The organism is Candidatus Frackibacter sp. WG13, from assembly GCF_900114655.1.
Classification (GTDB): domain Bacteria; phylum Bacillota; class Halanaerobiia; order Halobacteroidales; family Acetohalobiaceae; genus Frackibacter.
In genome coordinates this window covers 35,466-51,790 of sequence record NZ_FOTT01000006.1, presented here as the reverse complement: position 1 = coordinate 51,790, position 16,325 = coordinate 35,466, and the positions used below count along the sequence as shown (strand labels likewise).

Genomic DNA, 16,325 nt, shown 5'->3' with positions numbered 1-16,325 from the left:
TAAAGGGGGAATGATGGTGTTAAGTCAGGAGAAGATTAATCAAGTATTAAAAACAGCCTTAAATAAAGGTGGTCAATTTGCAGAATTATTCTTTGAACGAAAGGTTAGTAATCAGCTTAGTATGGAAAGTAGCAAGGTAGAAACGGTAAAGACAGGGTATAATTTAGGAGTTGGAATTCGTGTTATCAATGGGGATCAAGTCTCTTATGCTTATACCGATGATCTTGCCTTAGAAGCCTTATTAGAAACCGCAAAAGTAGCCGGGGCAGCTAGTAAATACCATGATAATGTAGTGATTAATAATTTAAAAAAAAGTAAGTATGATTCACCACATCAGATTCAGATTCGTCCCGAGACTATAGAGAAATTAAAGAAGAAAGAAGTTTTAGAGACTGTAGACCAATCTGCTAGAGGTATTGATGAAAGGATACAGCAGGTGATGGTCAATTATGTAGATTATACTCAGGAAGTCTTAATTGCTAATTCTCAAGGTCTATTTGTTGAAGATGAAAGAGTGAGGACTCGTTTAATGGCCAATGCTGTAGCTGCGGATGGTCAAATAATCCAGACTGGGCGGGAGACTCCTGGGAAACATATAGGCTTTGAACTGTTTGAAGAATATCCACCAGAAGAGATAGGTAAGAAAGCAGCCGAAAAGGCAATTACTATGTTAGAAGCTAGGCCAGCGCCATCAGCTAGAATGCCAGTAGTGGTCAATCATGGTTTTGGTGGAGTCCTATTCCACGAAGCTTGTGGTCATGGCTTAGAAGCAGATGCTATTCAAAAAGGTTCTTCGGTATATGCTAACCGGATAGGCGAGAAGGTTGCTAACGAAAAAGTAACAGCCATTGATGATGCGACGATTGTTAATGAGTGGGGGGCCTTTGTTATTGATGATGAAGGCCATCCAGCCCAAGAGACCGTTTTAATTCAAGATGGGAAATTAACCGATTATATGTATGATTTCAAAACAGCTAAGAAAGAAGGTAGAGAATCTACTGGTAACGGAAGAAGACAGTCTTATCGAAACCCACCGATTCCGAGGATGACTAATACCTTTATTGCACCAGGTGAATCTACGCCAGATGAGATAATAGGTAGCGTAGATAAAGGTCTCTATGCTAAGAGTTTAAGTGGAGGTCAAGTAGAGCCAGCGACAGGAGATTATACTTTTACTGTTGCCGAAGGATATTTGATTGAGAATGGTAAAATTACTGAGCCAGTACGAGGTGCTACTTTAGTAGGGAATGGGCCTAAGAGTTTACATAGAATTACTATGGTTGGTAATGATCTTAAACATGCGCCGGGAATGTGCGGAAAAGAAGGTCAGAGTGTTCCAGCGGCGGTAGGGCAGCCTACTTTATTGATTGAAGAAGTAACTGTTGGTGGCACAGAAAGGGAAGGTGAGTAGAGATGACTGAAACACTAAACTTAGAAGAGATAATAACTCAAGGTCAAGAGTTAGGCGTAGACGATATCGAATTATTCTATGAAGAATCTACGGTCAATAATCTAAAAGTTTATGAAGGTGAAGTAGAGTCTTTAAAGTCGGCCCATGCGAAAGGATTAGGGATTAGAGTCTTTATTAATCAGCAGATGGGCTTTGCCTATACTTCGAACTTCGCTGATGGCGAGGTAGAAAAGACTTTAAAAGAAGCAATTGCTAATGCTGAGGTTGCAAGTGTAGATGAATATCGTACTTTACCTGAGGTAAGTGATGAAATTAAAGCTTTAGAGCTTTATAACGAAGAACTAGCTGATGCTGAAATGGAAGATAAGATTGAACTTGCTTTAGAATTAGAGTCAGCCGCCTTAGACTATGACGAACGTATAGCAGCGGTAGATACTGTTGGATATGGAGATAGTGAAGTTGAGATTCGGATTATCAATTCGAAAGGATTTGATGAGAGTTATCGTCAGAATCAATGTTATGCCTATTTATATGTTATTGCCAGGGAGGATGAAGAGGCAGAGACCGGAATGGCGATTACTTATGGTGATAGCTTAGCTGAACTAACTCCTAAGGAGACAGGGATAGAAGCAGCTAAGAATGCAGTAGATTTATTAGGTGGGAAACCTGTTAGCTCACAAGAAGCACCGGTAGTCTTTCCACCAGAAGTAGGAACGATGTTTATGTATGTTCTATCGCAAGCTTTAACAGCTGAGTCGGTACAGAAAGGGCGGTCAGTCTTTGCGCAAAGGTTAGGAGAGCAAGTAGCTTCTAAGGAGGTAAATATTTTAGATAATGGTCTTTTAACTAATGGTTTAGCTACGGCACCTTTTGATGGTGAAGGGGTACCTTCTAGCAAAACAGAAGTGATTAAAGATGGCGAGTTAAAGACTTTCTTATATGATACTTATACTGCCAATAAAGAAGGGACTAATTCAACCGGCAATGCTAGTCGTGGTTCCTATCAAGGAGTGCCTGGGGTTTCACCAAGTAACTTTTATTTAGATGCTGGTGATAAATCTACGGATGAGATATTATCATCTGTAGATAATGGATTCTATGTAATGAAAGTTTCAGGATTAGTAACCGGTGGAGCCAATCCAATTTCAGGAGATTTTTCAGTTGGAGCTACAGGAAGATGGATTGAGAACGGAGAACTAACAAAACCAGTACGTGAGATTACAATTGCTGGGAACTTAATTGACTTCCTACAGGATATTGACTTAATTGGTGATGATTTGAAGTTTAATCCGATGATAGGGTCTTATGCTGCGCCAACATTTAGAGTACAAAAATTAGCGATAAGTGGTAAATAAACATAAATTAGCTCTTTTTCTTCACAATTAATTATAAATATAATATAATAAATTGTGAAGTGGATATGATCTTCGGTCAGGCGATTAACGAACTCAAGCTTTTATTTGGGGAGGTTAATGGTGCTGGGCTTATTATAGCAGCGGGTTTAATAACCTGTGGGACCATTTTAATTAGGTTCTACAGGTTATATTTATTTTAAACATAATACAGAGGGGAGGGGTGAGGATGAGTGAAGTTTCTAGATATGCAGTCAGTCAAAAGGTGAGTATAATTACTCTAATAGCTAACTTAATATTTGCAGTTATTAAGATGTTTGTTGGAACGGTCTTTCGTAGTCATGCTTTAGTGGCTGACGGTTTACATTCAGCTTCGGATGCTGTCTCTACTATAACTGTTATGGTTGGGAATAGAATTTCTAAGGAACCACCGGATGATGAACATCCTTATGGTCATGGTAAAGCTGAGCCAATCGCTACGAAGGTATTAGGCATCTTATTGGTTATAGGTGGATTGATAATCCTAAAGGAGACTATCCATGCTATTTTAGTAGGTGATATTTCAGTGCCTAGCAAGTTGGTTTTATGGACTGCGCTAGCTTCAATTTTAGTTAAAGAATTAATGTATCACTATACATATCGAGCAGGAAAGAAGGTTAATAATAGGGCTTTAATTGCAGATGCTATTCATCATCGAACGGATGCTTTTTCTTCTATTGCTGCCTTAATTGGAGCCGGGGGAGCAAGATTGGGATATCCAATTTTAGACCCTATAGCTGGTTTAATAGTCGCTTTATTCATACTAAAGATGGGAGTTGAAGTCTTTAAAGATGCGGCGAATGAGTTAATGGATGCTGCTCCTGATGAAGAGAAATTTAAGGAAATTATAGATGTAGTAGAGACAATAGACCAAGTAATAAAGCTTAGGAATTTAAAGATTAGAACCCACGGGCCGAACTACTTTGTGGATATTAGAGTAGTTGTCAATAATGAGTTAACAGTAGTTGAAGGGCACGAAGTTGCTGTTGAGGTTAGGAGAAAGATTCAAGAGTATTGTGATGGTATCCAGGAAGTTTTGGTTCATATCGACCCTAAAGGTGTTCGGCACATTGAATCAGGCTATATCAATTCTAATGAAATATAAATTAAGGTATTAAAAGTTCTTCTTTTTTGATATTTGATTTTTTAATGTGATATAATAATTGGTAGTAGATTAGAGGGGGTTGAATATGCCAGAACTACCAGAAGTTCAAACAGTAGTTGACTCTTTAAAGCCTAAAATAAAAGGATTAGAAATTATAGATGTAGAAGTCAAAGAGGACAAGATAGTTGCTACGCCTGATATAGTCGATTTTAAGTCTGGATTAAGTGGTAATCGGATTGAGGATATAACTAGGAGAGGCAAATACATAATTATTCATTTAGCTAGCGGTGAGTATTTAGTGACTCACTTGCGGATGACTGGACAGTTACTTTATACTAACGATGAGACAGAGATGACTAAACATACTTATATAGTTATCCAGTTTCAAAATAAGCATCAATTACGATTCGTTAATCCGCGTAAGTTTGGTCGTATGTACTTTGTTACGGACCTAGATGATGCTGGAAGTTTGATGGAATTAGGACCGGAACCACTAGATGAAGGTTTTACTTTTGATAGGTTTAAAGCTTCATTTAAAAATAGACGGGGAATGATCAAACCACTATTGCTTAATCAAAAGTTCTTGGCTGGATTGGGGAATATATATGTAGATGAAAGCCTGCATCTATCTGGGATTTATCCAGAACGAAAGGCTGATACTTTAAACGAAGAAGAGTTAAAGAGACTATATCAAGCTATTCGTAAGGTTTTAAGAGACGGGATCAAACATCGCGGTACTACTAAATGGGACTATGTTGATAGCAGTGGTAAGGCAGGAGAACATCAGAATTATCTGCAAGTATATGACAGAGAAGATGAAGTATGTTATAATTGTGGAAAAGAGATAGAACGTATTAAGGTTGGAGGGCGGAGTTCTTATTTCTGCCCTCGATGTCAAGAATAGTTTTTGGGACAGGCACGAAAGTCAAACTTCCTCCATATATTAATTAGTGTACTTGTTATGGAGGGAGGAAAGGAATTTGGAAATATTCTCAATTTTAGTTTTAGCTTTTGCTACCAGTTTAGATAGCATGATGACAGGAGTTACTTATGGTTTGCGAAAGATTAAGATTCCTATATCTTCACTATTAATCATTGGGGTCGCTTCCACTATTTCTGTTTCAACTTCTATGGTGCTAGGAGGATTAGCGGCTAAATTTTTATCGACTGAATTGGCTGAAATAGTAGGAGGGTTAATTTTAATTGTAATCGGTTTCTGGATTCTATATCAGTCTATAAAAAAAATTTTAGTAGATCAAGCGCTAGGTTCAGAGATTGTATTTTCTGATCATGTAATTGAAGATGAACCTATATTCAAATTTAGAATTAAATCTTTAGAGATAGTAATTAAAATTTTAAATGAACCGATAAGAGCTGATTTTGATTATTCTGGAGAAATTAGTATGATTGAAGCAGTATTTTTGGGTTTAGCATTAGCTTTAGATGCGCTAGGGGTTGGTTTTGGAGCAGCTATGGCAAGTTACGACCCATTTTTGACGTCGATTACTGTTGGGGTAGTTACATTTATTTGTTTATCCGCAGGGTTATATTTAGGAAAGAGGCTTGATTTAGAAAGAATGAATAATAAGACTATTCTCTTACCCGGCATAGTGTTGATTATATTAGGTATCTTTAAATTATTTTAAATAAACTAGAAAAGGAGTATTTAAAGTTGTTAATTGGACTAACTGGAGGAATAGCTAGTGGGAAGAGTACTGTTAGTAATATACTTAAGAGTTTAGGAGTGTCTGTTATTGATGCTGATTTGATTGCAAAGGAAATAGTAGAACCAGGTAAAGCTGCTTGGCAGAAGATAGTTGACTATTTTGGTAAAGAGATATTATTACCTAATCAAAATTTGAATCGCCAAAAATTAGGTGATATTATCTTTAATAATCAGGCTGCAAGAGAAAAATTAAATCAGATAACCCATCCATATGTGATTTCTGAAATAGAAGCTAGAGTTAAGAAGTTAAGAGAAGAGGGAGAAGAAGTAATAGTAGTTGATGTTCCATTATTAATCGAGAGTAATATGGTTGATATATTTGATGAGATATGGGTAGTCTATGTAAGTCGTAAGACACAGATCCAAAGGTTGATGGAAAGGGATCAAATCGATTATGAAGATGCTATAGCTAAAATTGAAGCACAACTTTCCTTAGATAAGAAGAAAGAGTATGCTGATAGATTAATAATTAATGAAGGAAGTAAAGATGAACTAAAAGATAAAGTACTATCTATTTGGAGGGATATAGATGACAAAGAAGAAACTAGCTTTAATTGCTCACGATGAAAAAAAGGATGATTTAATTAGATTTGCTAAAAGAAACCAGAAATTTTTAAAAAACTTCAATTTAATTGCTACTGGAACTACGGGAAAATTGTTAAATGAGAATACTGATTTACAAGTGACGAGGATGGCTTCCGGACCATTAGGAGGCGATCAGCAGATTGGAGCAGAGGTTTCTATGGATAGTTTAGATGCTGTTTTATTTTTACGTGACCCATTGACTGCTCAACCGCATGAACCTGATGTTAGTGCGTTATTACGTGTATGTGATGTACATAATGTTCCTTTAGCCACAAATCTAGCAACGGCTAAAATGGTATTGGCTTATCTTGGTGAAGAATTAGACTAAGGAGTGTTAGGCTTGTTTATAAAGTTTAAGACTATAAAGAAGCTAATGATAGTTGTTATTTGTTTGATTATCATTAGCTTAGTTATTGTTAATTATAATCAAATTTTAAAAATTATTTATCCTCTACATTATAAAGAAATTATCTTTAGATATGCAGAAAAATATGATTTAGATCCATATTTAATAGCATCAATAATTAGAGTAGAGAGTAAATTTGATAAAGAGGCTACTTCTCAGCGTGGAGCTATCGGATTGATGCAAATTATGCCGGCGACCGGAAAGTGGATAGCTAAGGAAATAGATATTGATGACTTTACTACTGAAAAACTGTATAAGCCTGAACTCAATATTAAATTTGGTAGCTGGTATTTAGCACATTTAAAGAGAATTTTTGATGATGACTTAACTTTAGTTATTGCTGCTTATAACGGAGGACAAGGCAATGTTAATCGCTGGATTGAATTGAAAAAATGGACTGGCAAACACAAAGACTCTGAACAGATTCCCTTTCCAGAAACTAGAGATTACGTGCAGAAGACTGTAAAAACATATAGGCGTTATCAAAAGATTTATCAATCTCAATAATTGATAAATCTTTTTTATTTGACACAAAACGACAAAGGATATATAATATATATGTTAAAGTATGCTTATTAGAATTAAGTTAGAAGTTAATGTCGAAGTTTGTGGTTTGATAGTTTTTAAGGAGGTGGCTTAGAATTATAAAATGACTTATGTAAGTGAGGTTAGATTTAAATTGATGACTTAAATTTATAAAATATTATTTAACTAAAAAGTAGTATTGTGATTATTGGAGAACTTTTATATAGAAAGGTGGTAAATATGCTCACATATGCGGCAAGAAAGTTATTAATGGCAGTTCCGATTTTAATCGGTATTATAACAATTACTTTTTTATTAAACTTTGTCTTTGTGCCGGGAGATCCGGTACGAATTATGATGGGACAGACAGCTAATGAAGACACAATTAAGATGATACGCAAGGAATTAGGGTTAGATAAACCATTGTACGTACAGTATTTTAGATTATTAGGAAGATTAGCTAAAGGAGATTTAGGGCGTTCTTATAAATCCAGACGAGAAGTAAGTGATATGATTTTAGAGAGGTTACCTGCTACGGCTAAACTAGCTGTTAGTGCAATGATAGCAGCTATACTTATTGGAGTAACAGCTGGAATAATTTCTGCAATTATGCCCTATTCTATCTGGGATTATATTTCTATGGTCGGAGCATTATTAGGAGTCTCTATGCCGGTGTTTTGGTTAGGATTAATGTTAATAGTTGTCTTTGCAATTAAACTAAATATTCTACCTGTTGGTGGATATGGCAATGGACAGATTGAGTATTTAATTTTACCAGCCATTACTTTAGGTTCTAGACAGGCTGCTAAGATTGCTCGAATGACTCGTTCTAGTATGTTAGAAGTTATTAATAAAGACTATATTCGAACTGCTAGGTCAAAAGGCCTATCAGAAAAGATAGTAGTGATTAAGCATGCCTTAAGAAATGCTATGATTCCTGTTATTACAGTAATTGGAACTCAATTAGGTTATCTATTAGGGGGGACTGTATTGACAGAAACTACTTTTTCTTGGCCAGGGATTGGAAGGCTAGCAGTTGATGCAGTTCGTGCTCGTGACTTTCCATTGATTCAAGGAACAGTCCTCTTTTTGGCAGCGGTATTTATTATAGTGAACTTATTAGTGGACTTAGGTTATGGTCTCTTAGATCCACGTATTAGATATGATTAATAAAGTAAATAGGAGGTAAGCAGATGGACAAGCAGAATCAAGAATTAGAGATATACAGTCCATGGCGTGATGCCTGGCGAAGATTAAAAAAGAATAAAATGGCAATGGTAGGTTTAGGAGTAATAGGTTTATTAGTTATAATTGCTATCTTTGCTCCTTATATTGCACCCCATGACCCATTAAAGGTTGATCTAATGAACTCCTTACAGCCGCCTAGTGATGAATTTCCATTAGGAACTGATAGATTAGGTAGAGGAATTTTTAGTAGAATTATCTATGGAGCTAGAATCTCTTTACGTGTAGGTCTTATTACTCAGAGTATCGCTCTAGTTATCGGCATAACTTTAGGTGCATTAGCTGGTTATTATGGTGGTTGGGTTGATGAAATAATTTCATATTTAATTAATGTCTTCTTAGCATTTCCATTTTTATTATTTGCAATAGCAATTATGGCAACTTTAGGCCCAGGAATTAATAATGTCTTTTTAGCTTTAGCAATAGTAAGTTGGCCTGGACTAGCAAGGATTGTTAGAGGGCAAGTAATGTCTATTAGGGAAGAAGAATATGTGGAGGCTGTTAAATCTTTAGGTGCTAATGATGTTAGAATTATTTTTAAGCACTTGATTCCTAACTGTATGGCACCGATTATAGTAACAGTTACGTTAGGTGTAGCTAGTGCTATTCTTTCAGAAGCAGGATTGAGTTTCTTAGGGTTAGGAGCACAACCACCAACACCAAGTTGGGGATTAATGTTAAGTGGCGGACGATCATTTATTAGAAGTAATCCAGGTATGATGATCTATCCAGGTTTAGCAATTATGATTACAGTCTTAGGTTTAAACTTATTCGGAGACGGACTGCGTGATGTACTAGACCCAAATATGAAAGATAATTAATAACTAAAGTATAACTAAAGTGAGGTGCAATGATGAGTAAAGATGTAATCTTAGATGTTAACGAGCTACAGACCCACTTCTTTGTAGAAAAAGGAGTAGTTAAGGCTGTAGATGGAGTTAGCTTTCAGATAAAAAAGGGAGAAACATTAGGTATCGTTGGTGAATCTGGTTCTGGAAAGAGTGTAACATCGACTTCGATTATGCGATTAATTCCAGATCCACCAGGTAAGATTGTCGGTGGGGAGATGAACTTTAAAGGTGAGAACCTATTAGATAAGAGTGAGGCAGAGATGCGTAAGATTAGAGGTAACGAAATCTCAATGATCTTCCAAGAACCGATGACTTCACTAAATCCGGTCTATACGGTAGGTAATCAGATAATGGAGACAATTAGACTTCATCAAGACGTCAATAAAGAAGAAGCCTTAAAGAGAGCAGTAACAATGCTAGAAAAAGTAGGGATTCCCTCGCCAGAGCAAAGAGTTCACGAATACCCCCATCAACTAAGTGGTGGGATGCGACAGAGGGTAATGATTGCCATGGCTTTAGCTTGTAATCCCGAATTACTAATAGCAGACGAACCAACGACAGCCTTAGACGTAACGATTCAAGCACAGATTTTAGATTTAATGAAAGAACTTCGAGATGAATTTAATACTGCAATCATGTTAATTACCCACGACTTAGGGGTAGTAGCCGAGGTAGCCGACCAAGTCGCAGTAATGTATGCCGGGCGAGTTGTAGAACAGACCGATGTTGAAACTCTATTCCAATCACCAAAACATCCGTATACTATCGGTTTAATAAAGTCGATTCCAAAATTAGACGGGAAACAAGAGCGATTACAACCAATTCGGGGAGTAGTACCAGATCCATTCTCATTCCCAGTCGGTTGTAAATTTAGTAATCGCTGTGATTACGCAACAGATAAATGTTGGCAAGAAGAGCCAAAGTTAAAAGAAGCAGAAGAGAAGCATACAGTTCGTTGTTGGCACCATAAAGAGCTAGAAATAGGCGCATAGGAGGTGAGTAATAATGGGAGAAGCATTATTAGAAGTAAAAGGATTAAAGAAACACTTTCCAATCAAAGGTGGAATCCTATCCAAAACAGTAAACACAGTAAAAGCAGTAGATGGATTAAACTTTATAGTAGAAGAAGGTGAAACGCTAGGCTTAGTAGGAGAGAGTGGTTGTGGAAAATCAACAACCGGTCGCGTACTATTAAGATTATTAGAAGCAACCGAAGGAGAAGTCATCTTTAATAATCAGAATATATTTGACTTAGGCAAACGAGAGATGCGAAGTCTAAGAAGAGAGATGCAGATGATCTTTCAAGATCCATACGCATCGCTTAATCCACGGATGACAGTCGGGGATATAATAGGAGAAGCGATGGCGATTCATGGTTTAGCAAAAGGTAAAGATAAAGAAAGAAAAGTAAGAGAACTACTAGAAAAGGTAGGTCTAACAGCCCAGCAGATGCGAAGATACCCCCACGAATTTAGTGGTGGACAACGGCAAAGAATCGGAATTGCTCGGGCCTTAGCGGTAGACCCCAAGATAATTATCTGTGATGAACCAGTGTCAGCCTTAGACGTATCGATTCAAGCTCAGGTAATTAATCTAATGGAAGACTTACAAGAAGAGTTAGGTCTAACTTATATCTTTATTGCTCACGATCTAAGTGTAGTAAAACATATCAGTGATCGGGTAGCAGTAATGTATCTAGGGAAGATGGTAGAGTTAGCCGATAAAGAAGAGTTATATAGTAACTCTCAACATCCCTACACTAAAGCACTACTATCAGCAATACCACTAGCAGATCCAACAGCAAATAGAGAGAAGATAATCTTAGAAGGAGACGTGCCAAGTCCAATCAACCCACCAAGTGGTTGTAGTTTCCATCCGAGATGTCCATTTGCTAAGGATATCTGTAGTCAAGAGGAACCAGAGTTTGTGGACAGAGGAAACGGTCATTTCGTAGCTTGTCATTTAGATCCGGAAGAAATTTAGTTAAGAAGACCCTATAATTAAATTCTGTTTGTATTAAGGTTAATTAAGCGAATTTTATAATGGGATTTGTAGCATAATTAACGCTGAATTATTGACGTCAGCAATTAATTATGCAAGATTCATAATTTAATGGCGAAGCAACTATCGATTACGATAGTTGCTTCTTTGTATATTCTCACTTTTATCTGGATAATTTATATATAAGAGAGTAGTTATTCACGAGAAAATATTATTTTCTATGTATAAAAGGACTTTAATTAAGAGATAATATTTATAAGGCTAATGGAAATAAAAGACAAATAATTAAAGTTCAAAATATGGGAGTGAGAAATATGAGTTTAGAAGAATTAACTAAAAAGGAACAGATTATTAATTTTGCTCGTAATGATCCTTTTTTAAAGATTAGTGATATTGCAGAACATGTTAAGACTACACCACGTTATGTAAGAACTATTCTTTCAGAAGCAAATATTTCATTAATGAAATTAAGAGAGAAGTATGCTCGTAATATGGAAGAGAGATTACAGGTTAAAGAAAGTAATTCACAGAAGGCAGAAGTTAGGTTAATTAATCAAAAAGGCGAAGTGACTACTGGTAAGATTAAGTTAAGTAAGATTACTAATAAGGAATTTAGAGATCTACGTAAGACTCATCCAGAACAGGAATTATATAAGATTTCTCAGAAGCGTATGATTGATGGAGAAATATTTGGTGTTCAAGAGATCATTACATATTTAAATCCTGAAATCAACAAAGAAAGAATTGAAAACTTGGATTCATTATATGAGTTATTTGGAGACCAGAGTGTTAACAAATTAAATTTTAAAAATAACATTATGCAGGTAGAGAATGCAAATCAATTTTTGGCTAAGCTATTAGGGATTAGTAACAATAATCCGATTATTAAAAGTCAGAAATTAATTTTGATTGCCCAGATGCCAATTGCAATCGAAAACTGTTTCTTTGATGCGGATAAAGTACAATTGATTATTCCAGGAGAGCTTATAGTCTGATATAAGAGTAGTACTTATAACTGAATAAAGACATATAATAGTAGCTTAAGGGTAGGACACTTAAGCTACTATTAATTTTTAGCATTGACTTTTTTAAAATATATGGTATAATACCATTGTGAAAAGTTAATATACGCCGGGATGGCGGAACTGGCAGACGCGTAGCGTTGAGGGCGCTATGGACACTTTTGTCTGTGTGGGTTCAAATCCCACTCCCGGCACCATAAACTTCTAGCCTTTTGTAACTAGTGTTACAATGCGCTAGATTTTCTTGTTTTAAATAATAATTTTTGTCGTATTCATTAGATTTTCATATTTATATATTATAATTTAATCAAGCTAAACAAATAATAGATTTAATTCTAGAGATTGTAGTGATATCAGAAGGAGGGATAAAACAGATGATGATGGGAGGCGGATTACTATGGATTATAATAATTATTGGCATCTTCTTCTATTTTAATAATTCTCAAAATAGAAGTTATGATTCTAGAAATACAGTTAATTCTAAAACTCCTTTAGAGATATTAGAAGAACGATATGCACGGGGTGAAATAGATAAAGAAGAATTTATTGAGAAAAAGAATGATCTACTTTCATAGAAGAGGGAGGTATTTAAAGATGTTTAACTGTGGTTTTGGCTGGGGCGGTTTTGGCTTTGGAGCAGGTGGTACTGGAATGTGGATAACACAGATTCTATTTTGGGGTTTACTAATCGGTGTTGTAGTTTTTCTTATAAAAGGAATGAAGGGTCATGGTAATAGCGGTGCTGTGAACAATGACAGTTCTAGAACACTTGCGATTTTAGAAAGAAGGTATGCTAAAGGAGAAATAGGTAAGAGTGAATTTGAAGAGAAGAAAAGAGATTTAGGTTATTAAAAAATAATTAAGCAGGAGTGATTTAAATGAAAAAGTTAATAGTAAGTTTAACAGTCTTAGCATTACTATTATCATTAAGTATGATGGTCATGGCGGCAGAACAGAATGATGATTGGTTCCAAAAGAGATATGATTTTCAGAAAGATTATATTAAGCAACAATTAGATGAAGGTGTAATTACTCAACAGCAGGCAGACTATATGCTGCAAAGATTAGAACGAATTAAGAATTACTATGAGGAAAATGGTACTGATTATGGAGTTGAAGAAAGATATCAATTCCAGAAAGACTATATTAATCAGCAGCTAGAAAAAGGATTAATTACTGAAAAAGAAGCTGAGTATATGCTAGAACGATTAGAAGCAATGAAAGAGTATTATCAGCAGAATGGAGATTATGCTACTAGAATGCCGTGTGGACGACCAGGTGCTGGTCCAATGATGCACAGCCCAGGCATGATGGGTGGCTTTGGGTTTGGACCGATGATGCATGGTCCTGGTATGATGTATGGCCCAGGAATGATGCGTGGTGGCAGAGGTTTTGGTCCAAGAGGTAGATAAATATAATAGAATTTAAGTTTTATTTAAATCTGGTTTCTACTAAGTGTAGGAGCCAGATCTTTTTATTTTGTTTCCTAATGATTAATTTTTCATTATTATTGACATAGTTTACTGAATATGATAAAGTTTATAGTAACAGATAAAGTAATAAAAACCTATCAAATTACTAGAGATTAAAAATATACGACTACATAAAAGTCAATGTCAATAATAATTAAGGAAGGTGAGAGTAGTGAAGAAGGAGCCGGTTTTTAATATTCCGCAAACAATTAAAGAAGATACTAAGAAGTATAAATCACAAGTAGAAGCATTCTTAGATGGGGAGATTGATCCAGTACGTTTTAAAGGCTATCGAGTACCAATGGGAGTTTACGGACAACGAGGAGAAGAAACAGAAGATAAGTATATGGTTCGGGTAAGAGTACCTGGTGGGGTGATAACTAGGTCACAACTTGCTTGTCTGAATGAATTAAGTAAAGAGTATGGAAGTGGTTACTTACATATTACTACTCGACAAGACATTCAGATTCATCAAGTAAATATAGAGGATACCCCAAAAGTTCTATTCAAGCTTTTAGATAACGGATTAAGTCCTCGTGGTGGTGGAGGGAATACCGTTAGAAATATTATGAACTCTGCTAGAGCAGGAGTTAATCCGGAGGAAGTATTTGATACAACTCCTCATAATTTAGCTTTAACTGAGTATTTAATTAGGTCTAGGTCTTCATTCAATTTGCCTCGAAAGTATAAAATAGCTTTCTCTTCGGTGCAAGGAGATGATGCCTTAGCGACAGTTAACGACTTAGGTTTTATAGCTAAAGAATTAGAGGGTAAGAAAGGATTTAAGGTTTATGGTAGTGGAGGAATGGGAAATGGTTCAAAAGTTGGCTTATTATTAGAAGAATTTATAGAAGAAGATAAGATTTTTCATGTAGCAGAAGCAATTAAAAGATTCTTTGATGATTATGGTGATCGTAGTAATAAACATAAAGCAAGGTTACGTTTTGTTCGTGAGAGATTAGGTGATGAAGAATTTATTAATAAATATAAAGAGTATTTAGATGAGGTACTTGAAGAAGGTATAGAAACAGAAGAGATTAATTATTATCAAGAAACAAGAGAAGAAGTGGCAAACAAAGAAGCAAAAGCACTAAAAGAAGATGTTGATTATATCTATCGTGAAAAGGAAGATGGTTATTACTCATTAGAATTAAGACCAGAAAATGGAGACCTTTATTATGACGAGGTAGAAGCATTATTAGAATTATTAACTGATGGAGAAATATCAATTAGGACTACAAATAGACAAGGGATACTATTAAGAGGAATTAAAAGTGAAGATTTAGATGAGTTAATTAATAATATAAATGAAATTAATCAAAAGTTATTAGTAGCAAACAGAGGAATAGCACCGATATCTTGTAAAGGGGCTTCAACTTGTCGGTTAGGACTATGTATATCTCCTAATTTAACTAAAGAGATTAGTAAGCAGCTAAGAAAGATTAATGATAAATGTCAGAAGAGATTGCCGCAAATTTATATTAGCGGTTGTCCTAATGTCTGTGGTCAACACTTGATTGGTAAGATAGGATTTGAGGGTAAAGCAAAACGAATTGATGGCAGGCTAGTGCCACATTATGTTCTCTTATTAGGTGGAAATGTAGAAGAAGGTAGTACCAGATATGGTGAAAAGGTTATAGATATACCAGCTAAAAGGATACCAGAATTTTTAGTAGAATTAGCTAAATTTTTAGAATCAGAAGAAGACTATAGTCGTGATAATTTTGACCAATACCTCGCTAAAGAAGGCAAGAAGAAGATAGTAAACTTAGCTGAGAATTTCACTTCTATTCCAGATTATGAAGAAGACCCACAAATTTATAAAGATTGGGGACAAGATGAAGACTTCTCTCTAGCTGGAAGAGGTGCTGGTGAATGTGGCGTTGGTGTTATGGATATTATTCAGTTAGATTTAAACACAGCTAAGGATGCATATGAAAAAGCAATCGAAACTGAGGATAATGATAAGCTCTATCAAGCGATAGTTAATGCCGCCCGCGCTTTACTAATCGTTAGAGGGGTCGACACTAATAAGGACCGAGTCATATTAAAGGAATTCAAAGAGCAATTCATTGAGAAGAAATTAGTAAATACAGATTATACAGAATTATTGGATGCAGCTTTAGATTATAAGTTAGGTGATATCGATGGTTTATTGGAATGTTCAGAAGAAATAAATAACTTAATTGAGCGAGTAGATTATCTATTTAAATCGTTGAATGCTAAGTTAGAGTTTGATTTAGAAGAATCAGAGAAGATAGAAGATAACATCGAAGAAGAAGATTCTAACAATAACTTAGCAGATTTAAGAGGAGTAAAATGTCCAATGAACTTTGTAAAAACCAAGATTGCGCTTGCTCCGTTGGATGAAGGAGATATTTTAGAGGTTTACTTAGATGAAGGTGAGCCTATAAAAAATGTGCCACAAAGCTTACTTAATGAAGGACATGAAATTTTAGCTAAGGAAGAACAAGAGGAAGGTTATTATAGTTTAGTAGTTAAAAAAGGATAACTGAATTAGTAATAAGAGCTTCTTACTGAAGGATAAGGAGCTCTTATTTTTAATGTTCTACTCACTGTGATTA

The 16,325-nt window shown here is 35.5% G+C and carries 17 protein-coding genes and 1 tRNA gene; all 18 read left to right on the top strand.

Translation table 11 applies throughout. The annotated features are described in order from the left end of the window. Window positions 1–13 precede the first annotated feature (13 nt). Window positions 14–1,411, top strand: coding sequence for a TldD/PmbA family protein (locus BM077_RS04855; protein ID WP_255364341.1), 1,398 nt, complete (start codon window positions 14–16; stop codon window positions 1,409–1,411). 2 nt (window positions 1,412–1,413) lie between these two features. Continuing rightward, window positions 1,414–2,766: a TldD/PmbA family protein gene (locus BM077_RS04850; RefSeq protein ID WP_089748502.1), complete on the top strand. Its 1,353-nt coding sequence runs from the start codon at window positions 1,414–1,416 to the stop codon at window positions 2,764–2,766. A 226-nt stretch (window positions 2,767–2,992) separates the two neighbouring features. Further along, entirely contained in the window at window positions 2,993–3,907 is a 915-nt protein-coding gene (locus BM077_RS04845) for a cation diffusion facilitator family transporter (protein ID WP_090003515.1), read from the top strand. An 85-nt stretch (window positions 3,908–3,992) separates the two neighbouring features. Further along, a complete protein-coding gene (mutM, locus tag BM077_RS04840; protein WP_089748500.1) occupies window positions 3,993–4,811 on the top strand; it encodes a bifunctional DNA-formamidopyrimidine glycosylase/DNA-(apurinic or apyrimidinic site) lyase in 819 nt (272 codons plus the stop codon). Window positions 4,812–4,887: 76 nt separating this feature from the next. After that, window positions 4,888–5,553, top strand: a complete 666-nt coding sequence (gene ytaF / locus BM077_RS04835) for a sporulation membrane protein YtaF (RefSeq protein WP_176941627.1) — start codon at window positions 4,888–4,890, stop codon at window positions 5,551–5,553. 26 nt (window positions 5,554–5,579) lie between these two features. After that, window positions 5,580–6,200, top strand: a complete 621-nt coding sequence (gene coaE, locus BM077_RS04830; protein ID WP_089748498.1) for a dephospho-CoA kinase — start codon at window positions 5,580–5,582, stop codon at window positions 6,198–6,200. Continuing rightward, a complete protein-coding gene (mgsA, locus tag BM077_RS04825) occupies window positions 6,163–6,546 on the top strand; it encodes a methylglyoxal synthase (protein ID WP_089748497.1) in 384 nt (127 codons plus the stop codon). The genes coaE and mgsA overlap by 38 nt, the downstream gene beginning before the upstream one ends. Before the next feature lie 12 nt (window positions 6,547–6,558). Then, complete coding sequence (locus tag BM077_RS04820; protein WP_089748496.1) at window positions 6,559–7,131, top strand: lytic transglycosylase domain-containing protein; 573 nt, start codon at window positions 6,559–6,561, stop codon at window positions 7,129–7,131. 258 nt (window positions 7,132–7,389) lie between these two features. Then, window positions 7,390–8,319 (top strand): ABC transporter permease, encoded by a 930-nt coding sequence (locus BM077_RS04815; RefSeq protein ID WP_089748495.1) that lies wholly within the window; start codon window positions 7,390–7,392, stop codon window positions 8,317–8,319. Window positions 8,320–8,342: 23 nt separating this feature from the next. After that, window positions 8,343–9,215, top strand: coding sequence for a nickel transporter permease (nikC, locus tag BM077_RS04810; protein ID WP_089748494.1), 873 nt, complete (start codon window positions 8,343–8,345; stop codon window positions 9,213–9,215). Window positions 9,216–9,247: 32 nt separating this feature from the next. After that, complete coding sequence (locus BM077_RS04805; protein WP_089748493.1) at window positions 9,248–10,237, top strand: ABC transporter ATP-binding protein; 990 nt, start codon at window positions 9,248–9,250, stop codon at window positions 10,235–10,237. A gap of 13 nt (window positions 10,238–10,250) precedes the next feature. Continuing rightward, window positions 10,251–11,228, top strand: a complete 978-nt coding sequence (locus BM077_RS04800) for an ABC transporter ATP-binding protein (RefSeq protein WP_089748492.1) — start codon at window positions 10,251–10,253, stop codon at window positions 11,226–11,228. A gap of 332 nt (window positions 11,229–11,560) precedes the next feature. Further along, window positions 11,561–12,241, top strand: coding sequence for a UTRA domain-containing protein (locus tag BM077_RS04795; protein WP_089748491.1), 681 nt, complete (start codon window positions 11,561–11,563; stop codon window positions 12,239–12,241). Between the two features lie 135 nt (window positions 12,242–12,376). Next, window positions 12,377–12,465: transfer RNA gene (locus tag BM077_RS04790), tRNA-Leu, on the top strand. A gap of 177 nt (window positions 12,466–12,642) precedes the next feature. Then, entirely contained in the window at window positions 12,643–12,843 is a 201-nt protein-coding gene (locus BM077_RS04785) for an SHOCT domain-containing protein (protein WP_089748490.1), read from the top strand. Window positions 12,844–12,862: 19 nt separating this feature from the next. Beyond that, entirely contained in the window at window positions 12,863–13,120 is a 258-nt protein-coding gene (locus BM077_RS04780; RefSeq protein WP_089748489.1) for an SHOCT domain-containing protein, read from the top strand. A gap of 26 nt (window positions 13,121–13,146) precedes the next feature. Further along, complete coding sequence (locus BM077_RS04775) at window positions 13,147–13,680, top strand: hypothetical protein (protein ID WP_089748488.1); 534 nt, start codon at window positions 13,147–13,149, stop codon at window positions 13,678–13,680. A 232-nt stretch (window positions 13,681–13,912) separates the two neighbouring features. Beyond that, entirely contained in the window at window positions 13,913–16,252 is a 2,340-nt protein-coding gene (locus tag BM077_RS04770; RefSeq protein WP_089748487.1) for a sulfurtransferase TusA family protein, read from the top strand. Window positions 16,253–16,325: the final 73 nt, after the last annotated feature.